The sequence below is a fragment of the Polynucleobacter sp. IMCC 29146 genome, from assembly GCF_021395195.1.
Taxonomy (GTDB): domain Bacteria; phylum Pseudomonadota; class Gammaproteobacteria; order Burkholderiales; family Burkholderiaceae; genus Polynucleobacter.
This window is the reverse complement of sequence record NZ_JAJVCR010000002.1, coordinates 15293-30156: the sequence shown is the minus strand read 5'-3', so window position 1 is coordinate 30156 and position 14864 is coordinate 15293. Positions and strand designations below refer to the sequence as shown.

The 14864-nt window shown below is 46.8% G+C and carries 12 protein-coding genes, 1 tRNA gene and 1 riboswitch; of the genes, 10 read left to right on the top strand and 3 right to left on the bottom strand.

Annotated features, from left to right (window positions below):
* The first annotated feature begins 13 nt into the window (after positions 1 to 13).
* Entirely contained in the window at positions 14 to 478 is a 465-nt protein-coding gene (locus LZT22_RS02130; RefSeq protein WP_233923417.1) for a RidA family protein, read from the top strand.
* Positions 471 to 1445, top strand: a complete 975-nt coding sequence (locus LZT22_RS02125; RefSeq protein WP_233923416.1) for an XdhC family protein — start codon at positions 471 to 473, stop codon at positions 1443 to 1445. The genes LZT22_RS02130 and LZT22_RS02125 overlap by 8 nt, the downstream gene beginning before the upstream one ends.
* On the opposite strand, the gene parC is transcribed toward LZT22_RS02125, so the two are convergent.
* Together parC and LZT22_RS02115 are read right to left on the bottom strand one after the other, a co-directional pair.
* Positions 1431 to 3848 carry a DNA topoisomerase IV subunit A gene (parC, locus tag LZT22_RS02120; protein ID WP_233923415.1) on the bottom strand — a complete coding sequence of 806 codons (2418 nt, stop codon included), beginning with the start codon at positions 3846 to 3848 and terminating at the stop codon, positions 1431 to 1433. The two genes, LZT22_RS02125 and parC, sit on opposite strands and share 15 nt — an antisense overlap.
* Positions 3848 to 5836: a DNA topoisomerase IV subunit B gene (locus LZT22_RS02115; protein ID WP_233923414.1), complete on the bottom strand. Its 1989-nt coding sequence runs from the start codon at positions 5834 to 5836 to the stop codon at positions 3848 to 3850. The genes parC and LZT22_RS02115 overlap by 1 nt, the downstream gene beginning before the upstream one ends.
* Before the next feature lie 193 nt (positions 5837 to 6029).
* On the opposite strand from LZT22_RS02115, the gene LZT22_RS02110 reads away from it, so the two are divergent.
* The 4 genes from LZT22_RS02110 (at position 6030) to LZT22_RS02095 (ending at position 8833) form a co-directional block, all read left to right on the top strand.
* Complete coding sequence (locus LZT22_RS02110; protein ID WP_233923413.1) at positions 6030 to 7280, top strand: MFS transporter; 1251 nt, start codon at positions 6030 to 6032, stop codon at positions 7278 to 7280.
* 13 nt (positions 7281 to 7293) lie between these two features.
* The gene (locus tag LZT22_RS02105) at positions 7294 to 7458 is read left to right on the top strand and encodes a hypothetical protein (RefSeq protein WP_233923412.1); all 165 of its coding nucleotides are present in this window, start codon (positions 7294 to 7296) and stop codon (positions 7456 to 7458) included.
* Positions 7459 to 7508: 50 nt separating this feature from the next.
* Positions 7509 to 7583, top strand: a tRNA-Arg gene (locus LZT22_RS02100).
* Positions 7584 to 7825: 242 nt separating this feature from the next.
* Positions 7826 to 8833, top strand: coding sequence for a tripartite tricarboxylate transporter substrate binding protein (locus LZT22_RS02095; RefSeq protein ID WP_233923411.1), 1008 nt, complete (start codon positions 7826 to 7828; stop codon positions 8831 to 8833).
* Positions 8834 to 8848: 15 nt separating this feature from the next.
* Here LZT22_RS02095 and LZT22_RS02090 read toward each other — a convergent pair whose 3' ends face one another.
* Positions 8849 to 10540, bottom strand: a complete 1692-nt coding sequence (locus LZT22_RS02090) for a thiamine pyrophosphate-dependent enzyme (protein WP_233923410.1) — start codon at positions 10538 to 10540, stop codon at positions 8849 to 8851.
* A gap of 43 nt (positions 10541 to 10583) precedes the next feature.
* Between LZT22_RS02090 and LZT22_RS02085 the strand changes: the two genes are divergently transcribed.
* From LZT22_RS02085 to thiS, 4 genes are all read left to right on the top strand, one after another.
* Complete coding sequence (locus LZT22_RS02085) at positions 10584 to 11408, top strand: DUF4743 domain-containing protein (RefSeq protein ID WP_233923409.1); 825 nt, start codon at positions 10584 to 10586, stop codon at positions 11406 to 11408.
* Positions 11409 to 11457: 49 nt separating this feature from the next.
* Positions 11458 to 11559, top strand: a riboswitch (TPP riboswitch).
* Between the two features lie 38 nt (positions 11560 to 11597).
* Positions 11598 to 13502 carry a phosphomethylpyrimidine synthase ThiC gene (gene thiC, locus LZT22_RS02080; protein WP_233923408.1) on the top strand — a complete coding sequence of 635 codons (1905 nt, stop codon included), beginning with the start codon at positions 11598 to 11600 and terminating at the stop codon, positions 13500 to 13502.
* Positions 13503 to 13523: 21 nt separating this feature from the next.
* Entirely contained in the window at positions 13524 to 14666 is a 1143-nt protein-coding gene (locus LZT22_RS02075; protein ID WP_233923407.1) for an FAD-dependent oxidoreductase, read from the top strand.
* The gene (gene thiS / locus LZT22_RS02070; protein ID WP_233923406.1) at positions 14654 to 14851 is read left to right on the top strand and encodes a sulfur carrier protein ThiS; all 198 of its coding nucleotides are present in this window, start codon (positions 14654 to 14656) and stop codon (positions 14849 to 14851) included. Before LZT22_RS02075 ends, thiS begins: the two co-directional genes overlap by 13 nt.
* Positions 14852 to 14864 lie beyond the last annotated feature (13 nt).

Here is a 14864-nt window from a genome sequence, read left to right as displayed (position 1 = left end):
TAAAGGTCAAATTATGTCTAGTGCTTTAATTGATAATCGCTTACAAACCCTAGGCATTCAATTACCAGCAGTTGGTGCGCCAGCAGGTGCTTATGTCATGGCAGTACAAACCGGTGAATTGGTTTTTCTTTCGGGTCATATTGCTAAACACGATGGCAAGCCTTGGGTGGGTAAGCTAGGTAAGGATATGGATACAGCTACCGGAAAAGCTGCCGCCCGAGCCATTGCAATCGATCTAATGGCTACTCTGAAAGCACAAGTGGGCTCGCTTGATCGGGTCAAGCGCATTGTGAAAGTAATGGGCCTAGTGAACTCGAGCGATACCTACACCGACCAGCATTTAGTCATTAATGGTTGCTCAGAATTGCTGTTTGAGGTTTTTGGCGCTGCTGGCCAGCATGCACGAAGCGCCTTTGGGGTAGCGCAAATTCCTTTAGGCGCTTGCGTAGAAATTGAATTGATCGCGGAAATTGAATAGTACTGATTTAAGTGTACTAAAAACCGCAGTTGCTTGGCTGCAGGCGGGCGAGCGCATCGCCATTGCTACGGTCGTGCAAACCTGGGGATCTTCGCCCCGGCCGGTAGGTTCTTGGTTAGTGATGCGTGCCGATGGGCAAGTTGCCGGATCGGTATCAGGCGGCTGCATTGAAGATGATTTAATGCGGCGCGTGCAAACTGAAATACTGACTCGGAGTACTCCTGAACTCGTCATCTATGGGGTCAGTCAAGCAGAGGCAGCTCGCTTTGGGCTGCCTTGTGGTGGCACCCTTCGTTTATTGGTTGAGCCGCGTCCGCAATTATCTATTCTAGAAAATTTATTAAAATTAATTTCTAATCAACAAATAGTCCGACGCATTGTAAATGTGCAAACGGGTGAATCTATTTTAGAAACCGGTGCGCGTAATGATCTATTTACCTTTGCCGCAGACCATATGCAAACTTCATATGGCCCGCGCTGGCGCATGATTCTAATCGGCGCAGCACAGCTATCACTCTATTTAGCCGACTTTGCAATTGCGAGTGATTTCGAAGTAATCATGATTGATCCACGTGAAGAATATGCAGCTGGATTAGAAGCAAGCCTTGGCAAAGATAATCTGCAATTTATTCAAGATATGCCTGACGATGCATTATTAACGCTTGCCGTTGATCCCCATACTGCTGTGGTGGCGCTTACTCATGATCCAAAGCTCGATGATATGGCCCTCATTGAAGCACTCAAGTCGCCAGCATTTTATGTAGGCGCTTTAGGTAGTCATACTAATAATCAAAAACGCAAGGCGCGTTTGCGTGAATTCGATTTAACCCAAGCACAGGTAGACCGCCTATTTGGCCCAGTTGGGCTTGCCATTGGCGCATTAACCCCACCAGAAATAGCCATTGCAATCATGGCGGAAATTATTGCAGTACAACGCGGAGTAGCTGTGCCTCTAAAGCGCCTTTAAGCGCCCTTCTTTTAAGCGCGGATCTACATAGTGACCTTTGCGCGCGCGATTGCCCGCAAACGACTTCAAGGTTTTACTATCTAAACTCCGCTCAGTCGGTTTACCGCCGCGACCAATGCCCGAATAGTTTGCCCCGCCAACGCCAACTGCAATTGCTGCGCTTAAGTTCTCGCCATCATCCAGACCCATGAGAATCACGCCTTTACCGCCAGCAGGCAAGCGCTTTAATTCATCTAAAGGGAAGACTAATAAACGTGCACTTGCTGATAAGCAAGCTACTTGACGCATGCCCTCAGACACTTTCACTGCAGATAAAGGCGCGTCACCACCCGGATGCTTGGTATCGACTCCAATAAAGGCTTTACCGGCTTTATTGCGGGTACTCATATCGGCTACATTGGCTAAAAACCCATTACCAGCGCGGGTGGCTATTAAAACTAAATCGTCAGCCTGTCCAGCGTAATAAGCCACCATCTGCGAGCCTGGAGCTAAATTAACAAAGCTTGTTAACGGTGCACCGTCGCCACGGGCGCCGGGTAACTCGCTAACCGGAATGGTATACACCCGCCCATCGCTACCAAAACCTTGGATCACATCTAAGGTGCTGCATTCATATGTAGCATACAAAGCATCGCCAGCCTTAAATGAAAATTGCTGATCGTCATGCTCTTGTCCTTGGCGCACTCGCACCCAGCCTTTTTGCGAGACGATGACGGTAACTGGCTCATCGAGTACTTTGGTTTCAGCTACTGCGCGCTTATCTTCTTGAATTAAGGTCCGCCGCGCATCGCCAAACTCTTTGGTATCGGCTTCAATTTCTTTAATAATGCATTTACGCAAGGTAGCATCACTTTGTAATAAGCCTTGCAAATCATCACGTTCAGTTTTTAATTCTTTCAATTCTTGTTCAATCTTGATACCCTCAAGACGCGCTAATTGACGCAAACGAATGTCAAGAATATCTTCCGCTTGACGATCGCTTAATTTAAAGGCTTTTATTAAATCAGCTTTGGGCTCATCGCTTTTACGAATAATTTTAATCACTTGATCAATATTCAGAAGAACAGTGCGACGTCCTTCTAAAATATGCATCCGATCTTTTACTTTGCCAAGCCGGTGAGCAGTACGACGAGTAACGGTTTGCACCCGAAACTCTAGCCATTCTTGTAAAATATCGCGCAAGCCCTTTTGGCGAGGACGTCCATCGTTACCAATCATTACCAAATTAATCGGCGCATTCGACTCTAAAGAGGTGTGCGACAGTAATAAATTAGCGAATTCATGCACGTCAATATTTTTACTTTTTGGTTCAAAGACCAAACGCACTGCGGCATCTTTACTCGATTCATCACGCACACCGTCTAACATACTCAATATGGTTTGGCGCGAATTGATTTGATCTGTACTTAAAGCTTTTTTACCAATCTTCACTTTCGGATTAGTAAGCTCTTCAATTTCCTGCAAGACCCGTTGGCTTGACGTGGCGGGGGGCAACTCGTTCACCACAATTTGCCATTGACCGCGGGCCAATTCTTCTATAGACCAGCGAGCACGCACTTTTAAACTGCCCCGCCCACTTTCATAAATTTGCGCAATTTCAGCCGCCGGTGAAATAATTTGGCCGCCACCAGGAAAATCGGGGCCCGGCAGGTAAGTCAATAAATTAGCGGTGGTTAATTTAGGTGACTTCATTAGAGCAATTGCAGCACTTGCCACTTCGCGTAAATTATGTGCAGGAATTTCCGTTGCCATGCCCACAGCAATTCCCGATGCGCCGTTAAGCAACACAAAAGGTAGACGTGCTGGCAGCATTTTGGGCTCTTCAAACGAGCCATCGTAGTTCAGCGCAAAATCGACCGTCCCTTCATCAATTTCACTCAATAAGAGATTCGCAATTTTAGTCAGGCGAGCTTCGGTATAACGCATCGCTGCTGCACCATCACCATCACGTGAGCCAAAATTACCTTGTCCATCAATTAGGGGATAACGCAAAGAAAAACTTTGTGCTAAACGCACTAGCGCATCGTAAGCCGACTGATCGCCATGCGGATGAAACTTACCTAAGACATCACCTACAACACGTGCGCTTTTTACCGGTTTTGCATCTGCCCGTAAGCCCATTTCGCTCATTGAAAATAAAATTCGCCGTTGCACGGGCTTCTGGCCATCGGCTACTTCAGGCAAAGCTCTGCCTTTGACAACACTAATGGCGTAATCTAAATAAGCCCGTTCAGCGTATACCGCCAGCGTTAAATGATCTTCACCTTCGTCGCCTAATTTACTCCCGCCCCCACTAGCTCTGGTTCGTAGTCCTTGAGGGCTAGTCAAGACCTCAATCTCATCAAATAAATCGGCCTGCCCTTTTTTGCTCGGTGCTTTCTTCTGAGGTTTTTTACTTGCCATTAAATATCTGCCTCGACTTCATTACCGCGCTCCTCTAACCAATCCCGACGCGCACCTGATTCTGCTTTACCCATCAACATATCCATCGTCTTAAACGTATCTAATTCACTCAGCTCACCCAACAGTACCGGTAATAAACGGCGAGTATCTGGGTTTAAGGTGGTATCCCATAATTGCTCAGCACTCATTTCTCCTAAACCCTTAAAACGGGATATTTGCCAAGCTGCTTCACGTACGCCATCTTTACGTAACTTATCCTCAATGGCAATTAGCTCACTGCTATCTAGTGCATACATTTTTTGTGCTGGCTTTTTACCTCGTGCCGGTGCATCAACCCGAAATAAAGGGGGACGGGCAATATAAATATGGCCTAAGTCAATTAAACGGGGAAAGTGTTTATAAAATAAAGTAAGTAATAGCACTTGAATGTGCGCACCGTCTACATCGGCATCCGACAAGATACAAATCTTGCCATAGCGTAAGTTTGATAAATCGGGTTCATCATTCGCGCCATGCGGGTCGACCCCTATTGCTACGGCAATATCATGAATTTCATTGTTAGCAAATAATCGATCACGCTCAGCTTCCCAAGTGTTAAGTACTTTGCCGCGTAAAGGTAAGATGGCTTGATATTCTTTATTACGACCCATTTTGGCCGAGCCGCCAGCAGAGTCGCCCTCAACTAAAAAGATTTCATTGAGGGCTGTATCTTCACTTTCACAATCGGTTAACTTGCCGGGCAAAATTGCCACGCCCGATGACTTTTTCTTTTCAACTTTTTGACCAGCACGAGTCCGCGCTTGAGCCTGCTTAATAACCAGTTCTGCCAAGGTGCGACCATAATCAACGTGCTGGTTTAGCCATAACTCCAAGGCCGATTTAGCATAAACGGAAACTAAACGAACTGCATCACGCGAATTTAAGCGCTCTTTAATTTGTCCTTGAAACTGAGGGTCTAATACTTTGGCTGACAAAATAAAAGAGGCTCGAGCAAAGACGTCTTCGGGCATGAGCTTCACGCCCTTCGGCTGCAAAGAATGCATTTCAATAAAGCCTTTTACTGCATTAAAGAGGCCTTCGCGCAAACCACTTTCATGCGTACCACCAGCTGGTGTAGGAATTAAATTAACATAACTTTCTCGAATAGGTGGGCCATCTTCAGTCCACGCCACAATCCAAGCGGCGCCTTCACCCTCGGCAAAATTATCGTCAGCTCCTTCCCCCGTAGAGTATTGCTCACCTTCAAATGGCGGAATCACTTCAGCGCTATGGCCACCCTGCGCCATCGCTTCATTTAAATATCCACGTAAGCCTTGGGTATATTGCCAAGTTTGGCTTTCGCCCGATTTTTCTTGAATTAAGGTGACTTTGACACCGGGTAAAAGTACTGCTTTTGAACGCAGTAAGCGAGTCAAATCGACCATTGGAATAAGGCCGCTATCAAAATATTTGGCATCAGGCCAAACGCGTACACAAGTACCATGATTTTTATCGGCTTTACTGCTCGCTTTGGTTTTCAGTTTTTCAATGAGATTGCCATTGGCAAAAGCTAGGCTAGAAACTTGCTGGTCGCGCCACACCGTAACTTCAAGGCGCTTAGACAAAGCGTTGGTGACTGAAACACCAACCCCATGCAATCCTCCTGAAAAGGCATAAGCGCCGCCCGAACCTTTTTCAAACTTACCACCTGCATGCAATTGGGTAAACACAATTTCGACAACAGGTAATTTTTCGGTTGGATGAATCCCAATTGGAATACCCCGCCCATCATCTTCAATGCTCACGCTGCTATCGGTATGCAAAGTCACCATAATTTGCTTCCCAAAGCCCCCTAAGGCCTCATCAGCAGCGTTATCAAGCACCTCTTGAATGACGTGAAGCGGGTTATCAGTGCGGGTATACATACCCGGGCGTTGCCGCACAGGCTCAAGACCCTTGAGGACCTGAATTGAAGATTCGCTGTATTGAGCGGGTTTACGTGTAGCCATGCGCAGAAATTGTAGTCATATCTGGGTAGGAAGTCGTAAATTTGCTTTCTGCGCACTAAAACCCTGATAAGCCCCAGGGATCTAAACCAGTACCACAGGGGTTTTGGGTCGAATTTGCGATCCGTGACAAAATTGGGTCATGAGCACATTGAGTAATTTATGTAGGCAAGCTCCTATGGGGGTAATCTAGGGCATGGTTAATCCTTCCCAAGCTAACTATCAACCACCAAAAAATCACCTCCCTCTAAAACAGGTATTGATTTTTGGCGGCCTCTTAGTCACTCTCTCAATGGGTATTCGCCATGGCTTTGGTTTATTTAATTTACCGATTACCAGCGCGAATGGCTGGGATCGTGAAACCTTTGCCCTCACTATTGCTTTGCAAAATTTAGCTTGGGGTGCTATTCAACCGATTACAGGGGCTATTGCCGATCGGTTTGGCGCCTTCAAAATCATGGTTGGAGGGGCACTAATGTATGCGCTTGGTTTGGTGGGAATGGCTCTATCAACCGAAGTGCTGAACTTTACGCTGGCTGGAGGTTTGCTGATTGGTCTGGCGCAAACCGCTACGACTTATAGCATTGTGTTTGGCGTACTCGGACGCAATGTCTCTGCTGAGAAACGCGTTTGGGCTATGGGAATTGCCGCAGCGGCAGGATCGTTCGGACAGTTTTTAATGATTCCAATTGAACAGGGCTTAATTAGTGGCTTTGGCGCCCAAGATGCCTTGCTCATTTTGGCCCTCATGGCCACTTTAATGTTGCCGGCAGCCTTCATGCTGCGAGAGAAAAATTTTAGTCACAACCAGAAGTTAGGTGAGCAAACATTAAAGCAAGCATTGCATGAAGCCTTTGGCAACCCTAGCTTTCGCCTACTGACCCTAGGTTATTTTGTTTGTGGTTTTCAAGTGGTATTTATTGCGGTGCACTTGGCGCCTTATCTTAAAGACATGTCTACACTTTATCCTGCCGTGGGCAGCCCAATGGTTGCAACTACCGCGCTTGCGCTCATTGGTCTATTTAATGTGGTCGGCACTTACTATTCCGGTGTAATTGCGCAAACCATTCCCAAGAAATTTTTACTTAGCGGCATCTACCTCACTCGCTCCGTGGTAATTGCGGCTTTTATTCTACTGCCCATTACCCCCATGACGACCTACATTTTTGCTGCTTTTATGGGGTTCTTATGGCTCTCTACCGTACCCTTGACGAATGGCATCGTGGCGCAAATATTTGGTGTCAAATATTTAACTACCCTGTCTGGCTTAGTCTTTTTCTCGCATCAATTAGGGAGTTTTTGTGGCGCATTTTTCGGGGGGTATTTATTTGATAAAACTGGTTCCTATCAAATTGTTTGGTTCATAGCAATTGTCTTAGGAATCTTTGCTGGCCTCGTTAACCTGCCCATTCGTGAACAAGCCATTGCGCGTTCAGCCTTGGCATAAGTACAATGCAAAGATGAAACGCACCCTTTTTATTGCGGATAAAAGCCGCAAACTATGGCTTACCCTCTTGGCTTATGCCTTCATTACAATCGCACTTGGTCTTAGTTTTGCTGCATATTACGCGCCCACAGTCATGGTCAATATGACCAATCAGGTCTGGGCATTTTGTGGTTGGTAATCGTTGTGCACGATTACCAAAAAAGTAAAGAGCTTGCAACGGTAATTCTGCCCGCCGTAGCACAATGGATAGTGCAACCGCCTCCTAAGCGGTAGATCCAGGTTCGACTCCTGGCGATGGGACCACCCTAAGTTATCCACAGCTTTTGTGGATAACTTTATAAAAGCGCATGTAAGTCCTCAATTTGTAAAGATTGATCTTGTTTGCTAAAAAATTAAGCACAGGTATTTTCTAAGTAGAAATTGAGCACCAAAATTGTGAATTGCTGATTAGAAAAAATATATTTTTACTAGCCCTTGCAGAATCGTTTACATTGTGATCTAGACTGTACTGAAATAGTCGATAAATACATAATTGGAGAAACTTCATGTTGCTACAACTTCGCTACGGCTTGCTTATTGCTGCACTCGTCTGCAGTGCTTTTACGCCGCTTGCGTTTGCGCAAAGTACCTTTCCCAATAAAGCCATTCGCTTAGTGGTGCCGTTTCCTGCTGGCGGAGCGACTGATAATATTGCCCGACCCCTGCAACTCGAACTACTTGTTAGTGACAAATGGAATGTGATTATTGATAACAAGCCAGGAGCAGGTGGCAATATTGGTGCCGATGCGGTAGCCAAAGCACTGCCCGATGGTTATACCTGGCTCATGGCTTCGGTAGGTACGCATGGTATTAATCTTCCCTTATATACGCAAGGCGGCGGCAAACTACCCTTTGACCCCATTAAAGACTTCACGCCAATCAGCTTGGTAGCCGAACTACCCAATGTACTCATCCTTAATCTTGATTTTGCTAAACGCCACAATATTAATAGCGTGAATGATTTAATCGCCTATGCGCGTGCCAATCCAGGCAAAGTGAACATGGCCTCAAGTGGTAATGGCACATCGATTCATATGGCTGGGGAATTATTTAAGTCGATGACCAAAACATATATGGTGCATTTACCTTACCGCGGCAGCCCACCCGCAATAACTGATTTAATGGCGGGTAATGTCGACATAATGTTTGATAACCTGCCCTCGGCAATTAGTTATATTAAAGCGGGTCGACTCAAAGCTTTGGCAGTAACTAGTGCAAAACGCTCGCCCGCCTTCCCCGATTTACCCACCATTGCAGAAGCCGCAAAATTACCGGGTTATGAAGCGACCTCTTGGTTTGGTATTGTTGGGCCAGCCAATTTGCCCCCAGAAATTTTGAAGCAAACTAGCACCACTTTGATGAAAGCTATTAACAGTCCAGCAGTGCGTGAAAAATATTTAGCCATGGGTGCAGAGCCAGTAGGCAATACGCCCGCACAATTTGCTACCTTCATTAAGAATGAAATTGCTAAGTGGACGAAGGTTGTAAAAGATTCAGGCGCTAAAGTTGACTAAGTAGGCTGTCAGTTGTTAACTTAATTTTGATAATAATTTACTTGGGCTAATTATTTCAGGATCAAGAATTAATTCAATGATTGCGCCTGTTTTACTTTTTAAGGCGGCCGTAAAGGCGGCGGCAAACTCAGCGGTTTTGCTTACCCGATATCCCGGCATTCCAAAGCTTTCAGCTAGCTTAATAAAGTTAGGATTTGTTAAGCCAGTGCCTAGAACACGGTTCTTAAATTCGCGCTCTTGGTGCATACGAATGGTGCCCAAAATGCCGTTATTCACAATAATCACAATCGGATATGCAGCGTAGCGCATCGCAGTAGCCAACTCTTGACAGGTCATCATAAAATCGCCATCGCCACAAAATGCAATGGCAACCCGCTGCGGATCCAAAATTTTGGCCGTAATAGCAGCAGGCAAACCATAACCCATTGAGCCATTGGCTGGCGCAAGTTGCGTGCGAAATGGGCCGTACGGATAAAATCGATGCAACCAAGTAGCAAAGTTACCAGCGCCATTACATAACACTGCATTACGCGGAATAAGTTGGGCAAAAGAAGCCACAATTTCAGCTAACTGCAAGTCTCCTTGCACGGTTACGGGGGCAGAAAATCTCACATATTCAGCATGGGCAGCTACCATTTGAGTTTGATCGTAATCCCGCGGCATCCGCACTGCATCTAGGGCTGCACAAAAAGTAGCAGGGCTTGCATTGACAGCAAATTCAGGGCGATACACGCGACCCAACTCTTCTGCTCCAGCCAAGACGTGAATTAAGGTAGCCTGTGGGGTAGGAGGCGAAATAATTTGATAGCCAGCGGTAGTCATTTCACTTAAACGCTCGCCAATGACCAGTAACACATCGGCGGCTTTGACGCGCTTAACTAATTCTGGGTTGGCACCAATACCAAGGTCACCAGCAAAACAGGGTCGTAAATTATCAATGTGATCTTGCGAGCGAAAACTAGTGGCAACGGGTACTCCCTCGCGCTCGGCCCATGCAGCAATATCATTGCACGCCGAGGCATCCCAGCCGCCGCCACCAATTAAGACTAGAGGGTGCTTAGCCTTGCTAAAGGCTTGCATGGCTTGCTGAAAATCGGTTTGATTTAAACCTGGCTGCACAATGTGCGCTGGTTTTACGGGGGATTCTTGCCCAATAGCAAATAGCATATCCTCTGGTAAAGCTAGCACTACAGGTCCTTTGCGACCCGCCTGGGCAACATGAAAAGCATGTGAAACAAACTCTTCAATCCGGTCTACCCGATCAATGCTGCCCACCCATTTAGCGCACTCTGAATAAAGCCGGCGGTAATCCATTTCTTGAAACGCTTCGCGTTCCACCATATTTGTACCCACTTGACCAATTAGCAAAACCATCGGGGTGGAATCTTGATACGCCGTATGTACCCCAACCATGGCATTACTCGCGCCTGGGCCACGGGTAACCATCACTACGCCAGGTTTACCGGTTAGCTTAGCGTAGGCTTCAGCCATATAAGCAGCGCCACCTTCATGCCTACAGGTAATAAATCGAAACCGTGCGTCATGATCAACTAAACCATCGAGCAGGGGTAAAAAGCTTTCACCCGGAACGCCAAAAGCCATCTCAACCCCTTGGCGAATGAGTGCGTTGGCTAAAATTTGGCCACCATGGGGTAAGCCAACTTGAGGTAAGTCAGTTTGATTGTTACTGGGGGAAGATAAATTCATTAAAACACCTACTCCTTCGTTTTTTCTCTTACACTCTCACGACATGGATTCGCTAAACACCAGCACGCAAGCCGCTTTGGAAGAAATGCTCCAAAATACTGCGCGTACCCCACCGGTCGACTTTTTGCCCGTCTACTTTAACCATAGTTTAATTGGTTGCATCAACCCCGAGTTTATTCCCTACCTTCAAGAAACCTTAAATAAGGAACCTATTGCCCTTATTCAACTTGACCAGCAACGACTGTCCATTGCCCAAGGGCGCCCCATAGAGGTCAGTCAAAGCTTGCAAACTTTAACTGAACGCCTCCGCTTAGGCGGTCTAATTCCAGGTTGGCGCAATGAAGAATTTGCTTGGCTTGATGCCGATGGGCACGAGCACTTTCGCCTCGAACGGGCTGCCTTTAAAACCTTTGGCTTTCGTAGTTTGGCTGCGCATATTAATGGCTACACCAAAAGTGGCCTTATCTGGCTAGGTCGACGTAGTGAAAGCAAAAGTATCGACCCAGGCCGGCTTGATAACCTGAGTGCTGGCGGAATTAGCGCCGATGAAACTCCATGGGTGTGCGCTAAACGTGAATTATGGGAAGAAGCTGGGGTACCTATTCAGTTGGCGCAAGCCATTCAACCCGCAGGGCGAATCCCCCTGCGGCGGGTTAGCCCGCCTTTTGGCTTTCATGATGAATTACTCTATGTATACGATTTAGAATTACCCGATCATTTTGTGCCTACCAACCACGATGGTGAGGTTAGCGGCTTTATAGCCGTTAGTTATGCCGAGGCGGCAGCCCGTATTTTGGCCGATGAGTTTACAGGAGATGCCTCTTTGGTCACGGCCGATTTTATTTTGCGCCACAGTAAACTAAAATAAATTAGCAGGTTTCACTTAGCGGCCATTTTTCGTGGTTAAATAAGACTTAAGGATGAAACAGGGGTGCCCTCCACATGAGTTGGTGGGGCTGAGAAAAACCCTCGAACCCGATCCAGGTAATGCTGGCGTGGGGAGTTCCATCAAACCGACACCCGGTTTCGTCCATCTAAATAATGTAAGGAGATGGGCATGAGCACAAAACACGAGATTCCTAGTCTAAAAAGTCTTGAGCGCGACTTTGGGCAAAAATTTGCCTACCCCGCCTCAACTAAAACCTATCTCACTGGCTCGCGCGCGGATATTAAAGCGCCCTTGCGCATGATTGAACAAGTGCCAACCCAAGTTGGAGATGTTGCAGTACCCAACCCCCCCGTTCCCGTCTATGACACCTCAGGCCCCTACAGCGATCCCGATATTGTAATTAACCTAGAACAAGGCTTACCACTACTCCGTACGAACTGGATAAGCGAGCGCAATGACACGATTCAATTGGCTGGTCCAAGCTCTGAATATGGTGTCGCCCGCTCCAATGATGCAGACACCAAACATTTACGCTTTGCCCATATTGGCGCACCACGCGTTGCCAAATCTGGCCACAACGTCAGCCAAATGCACTATGCCCGCCAAGGCATCATCACCCCAGAAATGGAATACATTGCTTTGCGCGAATCGATGGGGCTAGAGCAGTTACGCCAAGACCCCCGTTATAAACAATTGCTGAAACAGCATCCTGGCAAAAGTTATGGCGCTAATTTGCCAGAAAATATGACCGCAGAGTTTGTGCGCCAAGAAGTTGCCGCTGGGCGCGCCATTATTCCTGCCAATATTAATCACCCTGAGCTTGAGCCGATGATTATTGGGCGTAACTTCCGCGTAAAAATTAATGGCAACTTAGGTAACTCGGCCGTTACCTCTTCAATTAATGAAGAAGTGGAAAAAATGGTTTGGTCGATTCGCTGGGGTGCCGATACCATCATGGATTTATCCACCGGTAAACATATTCATGAAACCCGCGAGTGGATCATTCGCAATTCGCCAGTACCAATTGGTACAGTACCCATCTATCAAGCGCTCGATAAAACCGGTGGTGTGGCCGAAGATCTCACCTGGGAAATGTTCCGCGATACCTTGGTTGAACAAGCTGAACAAGGCGTTGATTACTTCACTATTCATGCAGGCGTTTTATTGCGCTATGTGCCCATGACTGCCGATCGCATTACTGGCATTGTGTCGCGTGGTGGCTCCATTATGGCGAAGTGGTGCCTAGCGCATCACAAAGAAAATTTTCTGTACACCAAGTTTGATGAAATTTGCGAAATCATGAAGGCCTACGATGTCTCGTTTAGTTTAGGTGATGGCTTGCGGCCTGGTTGCATTGCCGACTCAAACGATGCGGCTCAGTTTGGTGAATTGCATACGCTTGGTGAGCTCACTGCTAAAGCATGGCAGCACGATGTACAAGTAATGATTGAAGGCCCAGGCCATGTGCCAATGCAACGCATTGAAGAAAACATGACTGAAGAACTCAAGCATTGTTTAGAGGCGCCCTTCTATACCTTAGGACCACTCATTACCGATATTGCACCTGGTTATGATCACATTACCAGCGGCATTGGGGCGGCGCAAATTGGTTGGTATGGTACCGCTATGCTGTGCTACGTAACTCCTAAAGAACATCTCGGTTTGCCCGATAAAGAAGATGTGCGTGAAGGTATTATTACTTACAAAATTGCTGCACATGGCGCCGATTTAGCTAAAGGTTTACCAGGTGCACAAGTACGCGATAACGCTTTATCGAAGGCGCGCTTCGAGTTTCGCTGGGAAGATCAATTTAATTTAGGGCTCGATCCCGAACGTGCGCGTGAATATCACGATGCTACTTTGCCGGCCGAAGGTGCAAAAATCGCTCATTTCTGCTCGATGTGTGGGCCTAAATTTTGCTCGATGAAGATTACTCAAGAAGTACGCGACTACGCCGCCACTTTAGATGCTGATGGTAATCCTAAAGTCATTCCCATTACTCAGGAAATAAAGCAAGGCATGGAAGAGAAATCAATTGAGTTTCGTCAGCGTGGCAGCGAAATTTATCAGTAACTCAACCGATATCTGCGCGCGATGAATTTAGCACATCAACACTATGCTGTTTTGGGCGCTGGTCTTCTTGGGCGGCTGCTGGCGGTCACGCTGGCGCAACGCGGTGCCAAAGTCGAGATCTTTGATCAAGGCGGCCCAGCGGCTGAGCATTCTGCGGCACATGTTGCCGCTTCCATGTTGGCGCCCTTGGCCGAATCGGCAATTACCGCAGCGAATGTGGTCAATATGGGTATGTATAGCCTAGCACGTTGGCCTAGTATTTTGGCGCAATTAGCTAAGCCCGTTTTTTTTCAACAAGCTGGCACACTCATTCTGTGGCATCGTCAAGATGTAGCCGAAGCAAAACGCTTTGCCGCTAAGCTAAATTACAATTGTGAACAGAATTCAGCACTGAGTACGCCACAATCACTTGGACTAGAAGATATTTATGCTTTAGAACCTAGCCTAGGTAATCGCTTCCAAGACGGTTTATTTTTACCCCATGAAGGTCAGCTCGATAATCGCCAATTATTAGCTTCCTTAGCTGAAGAATTACATCGCTTAAAGGTCAATTGTCATTGGTATCAAAGTATCGAGCCTCACGAATTACAGCAAAATCTTTACACAGGCATGATTGATTGTCGGGGCTTAGGAGCAAAGGCAGCGTGGGCCAAATCTAGCAATGAAACCAATCCATTACGCGGCGTACGGGGTGAGGTAGTCCGTTTGCATGCGCCTGAAGTTAAGCTCACTCGACCCATTCGCTTCATTCATCCGCGCTATCCCATTTATATTGCTCCCAAAGAAAATGATATTTACGTTATTGGTGCAACTGAAATTGAATCGGAAGATTTATCACCAGCAAGTTTGCGCTCAACCATGGAGTTACTGAGTGCCGCGTATACCGTACACAGTGGCTTTGCAGAATCCCGCATTCTTGAAACCCTCACCCAATGTCGCCCAACCTTAAAAAATAATTTGCCTGCCATTCGAATGACTGAAACTGGCGTTATGGCAATTAATGGTTTATATCGCCATGGCTTCATGATTGCACCTGCTATTGTCGATTGCGCTATCGAGTTGCTTGAAAACCGCGACTCACAGCAGATCGATCGGGTTCATAGCCCCTTAGCCGCGCAATTGCAGCTAGCCGTATTACCCGAGCGAGCTTTATGCGCATCGTAGTCAACCATATTCCCCGCGAAATTCCTGCACAAAGTAAAGTCAGCGATCTTTTGCAATTTATTGCTGCACAGCCGCCGTATGCAGTAGCCGTTAATTTGCTCTTTATTCCCAAGACCAAACATTCTGAGCACGTTTTAAATGAAAATGATCAGGTCGAAGTCATTGCGCCAGTAACGGGTGGTTAATCATTAATACTGC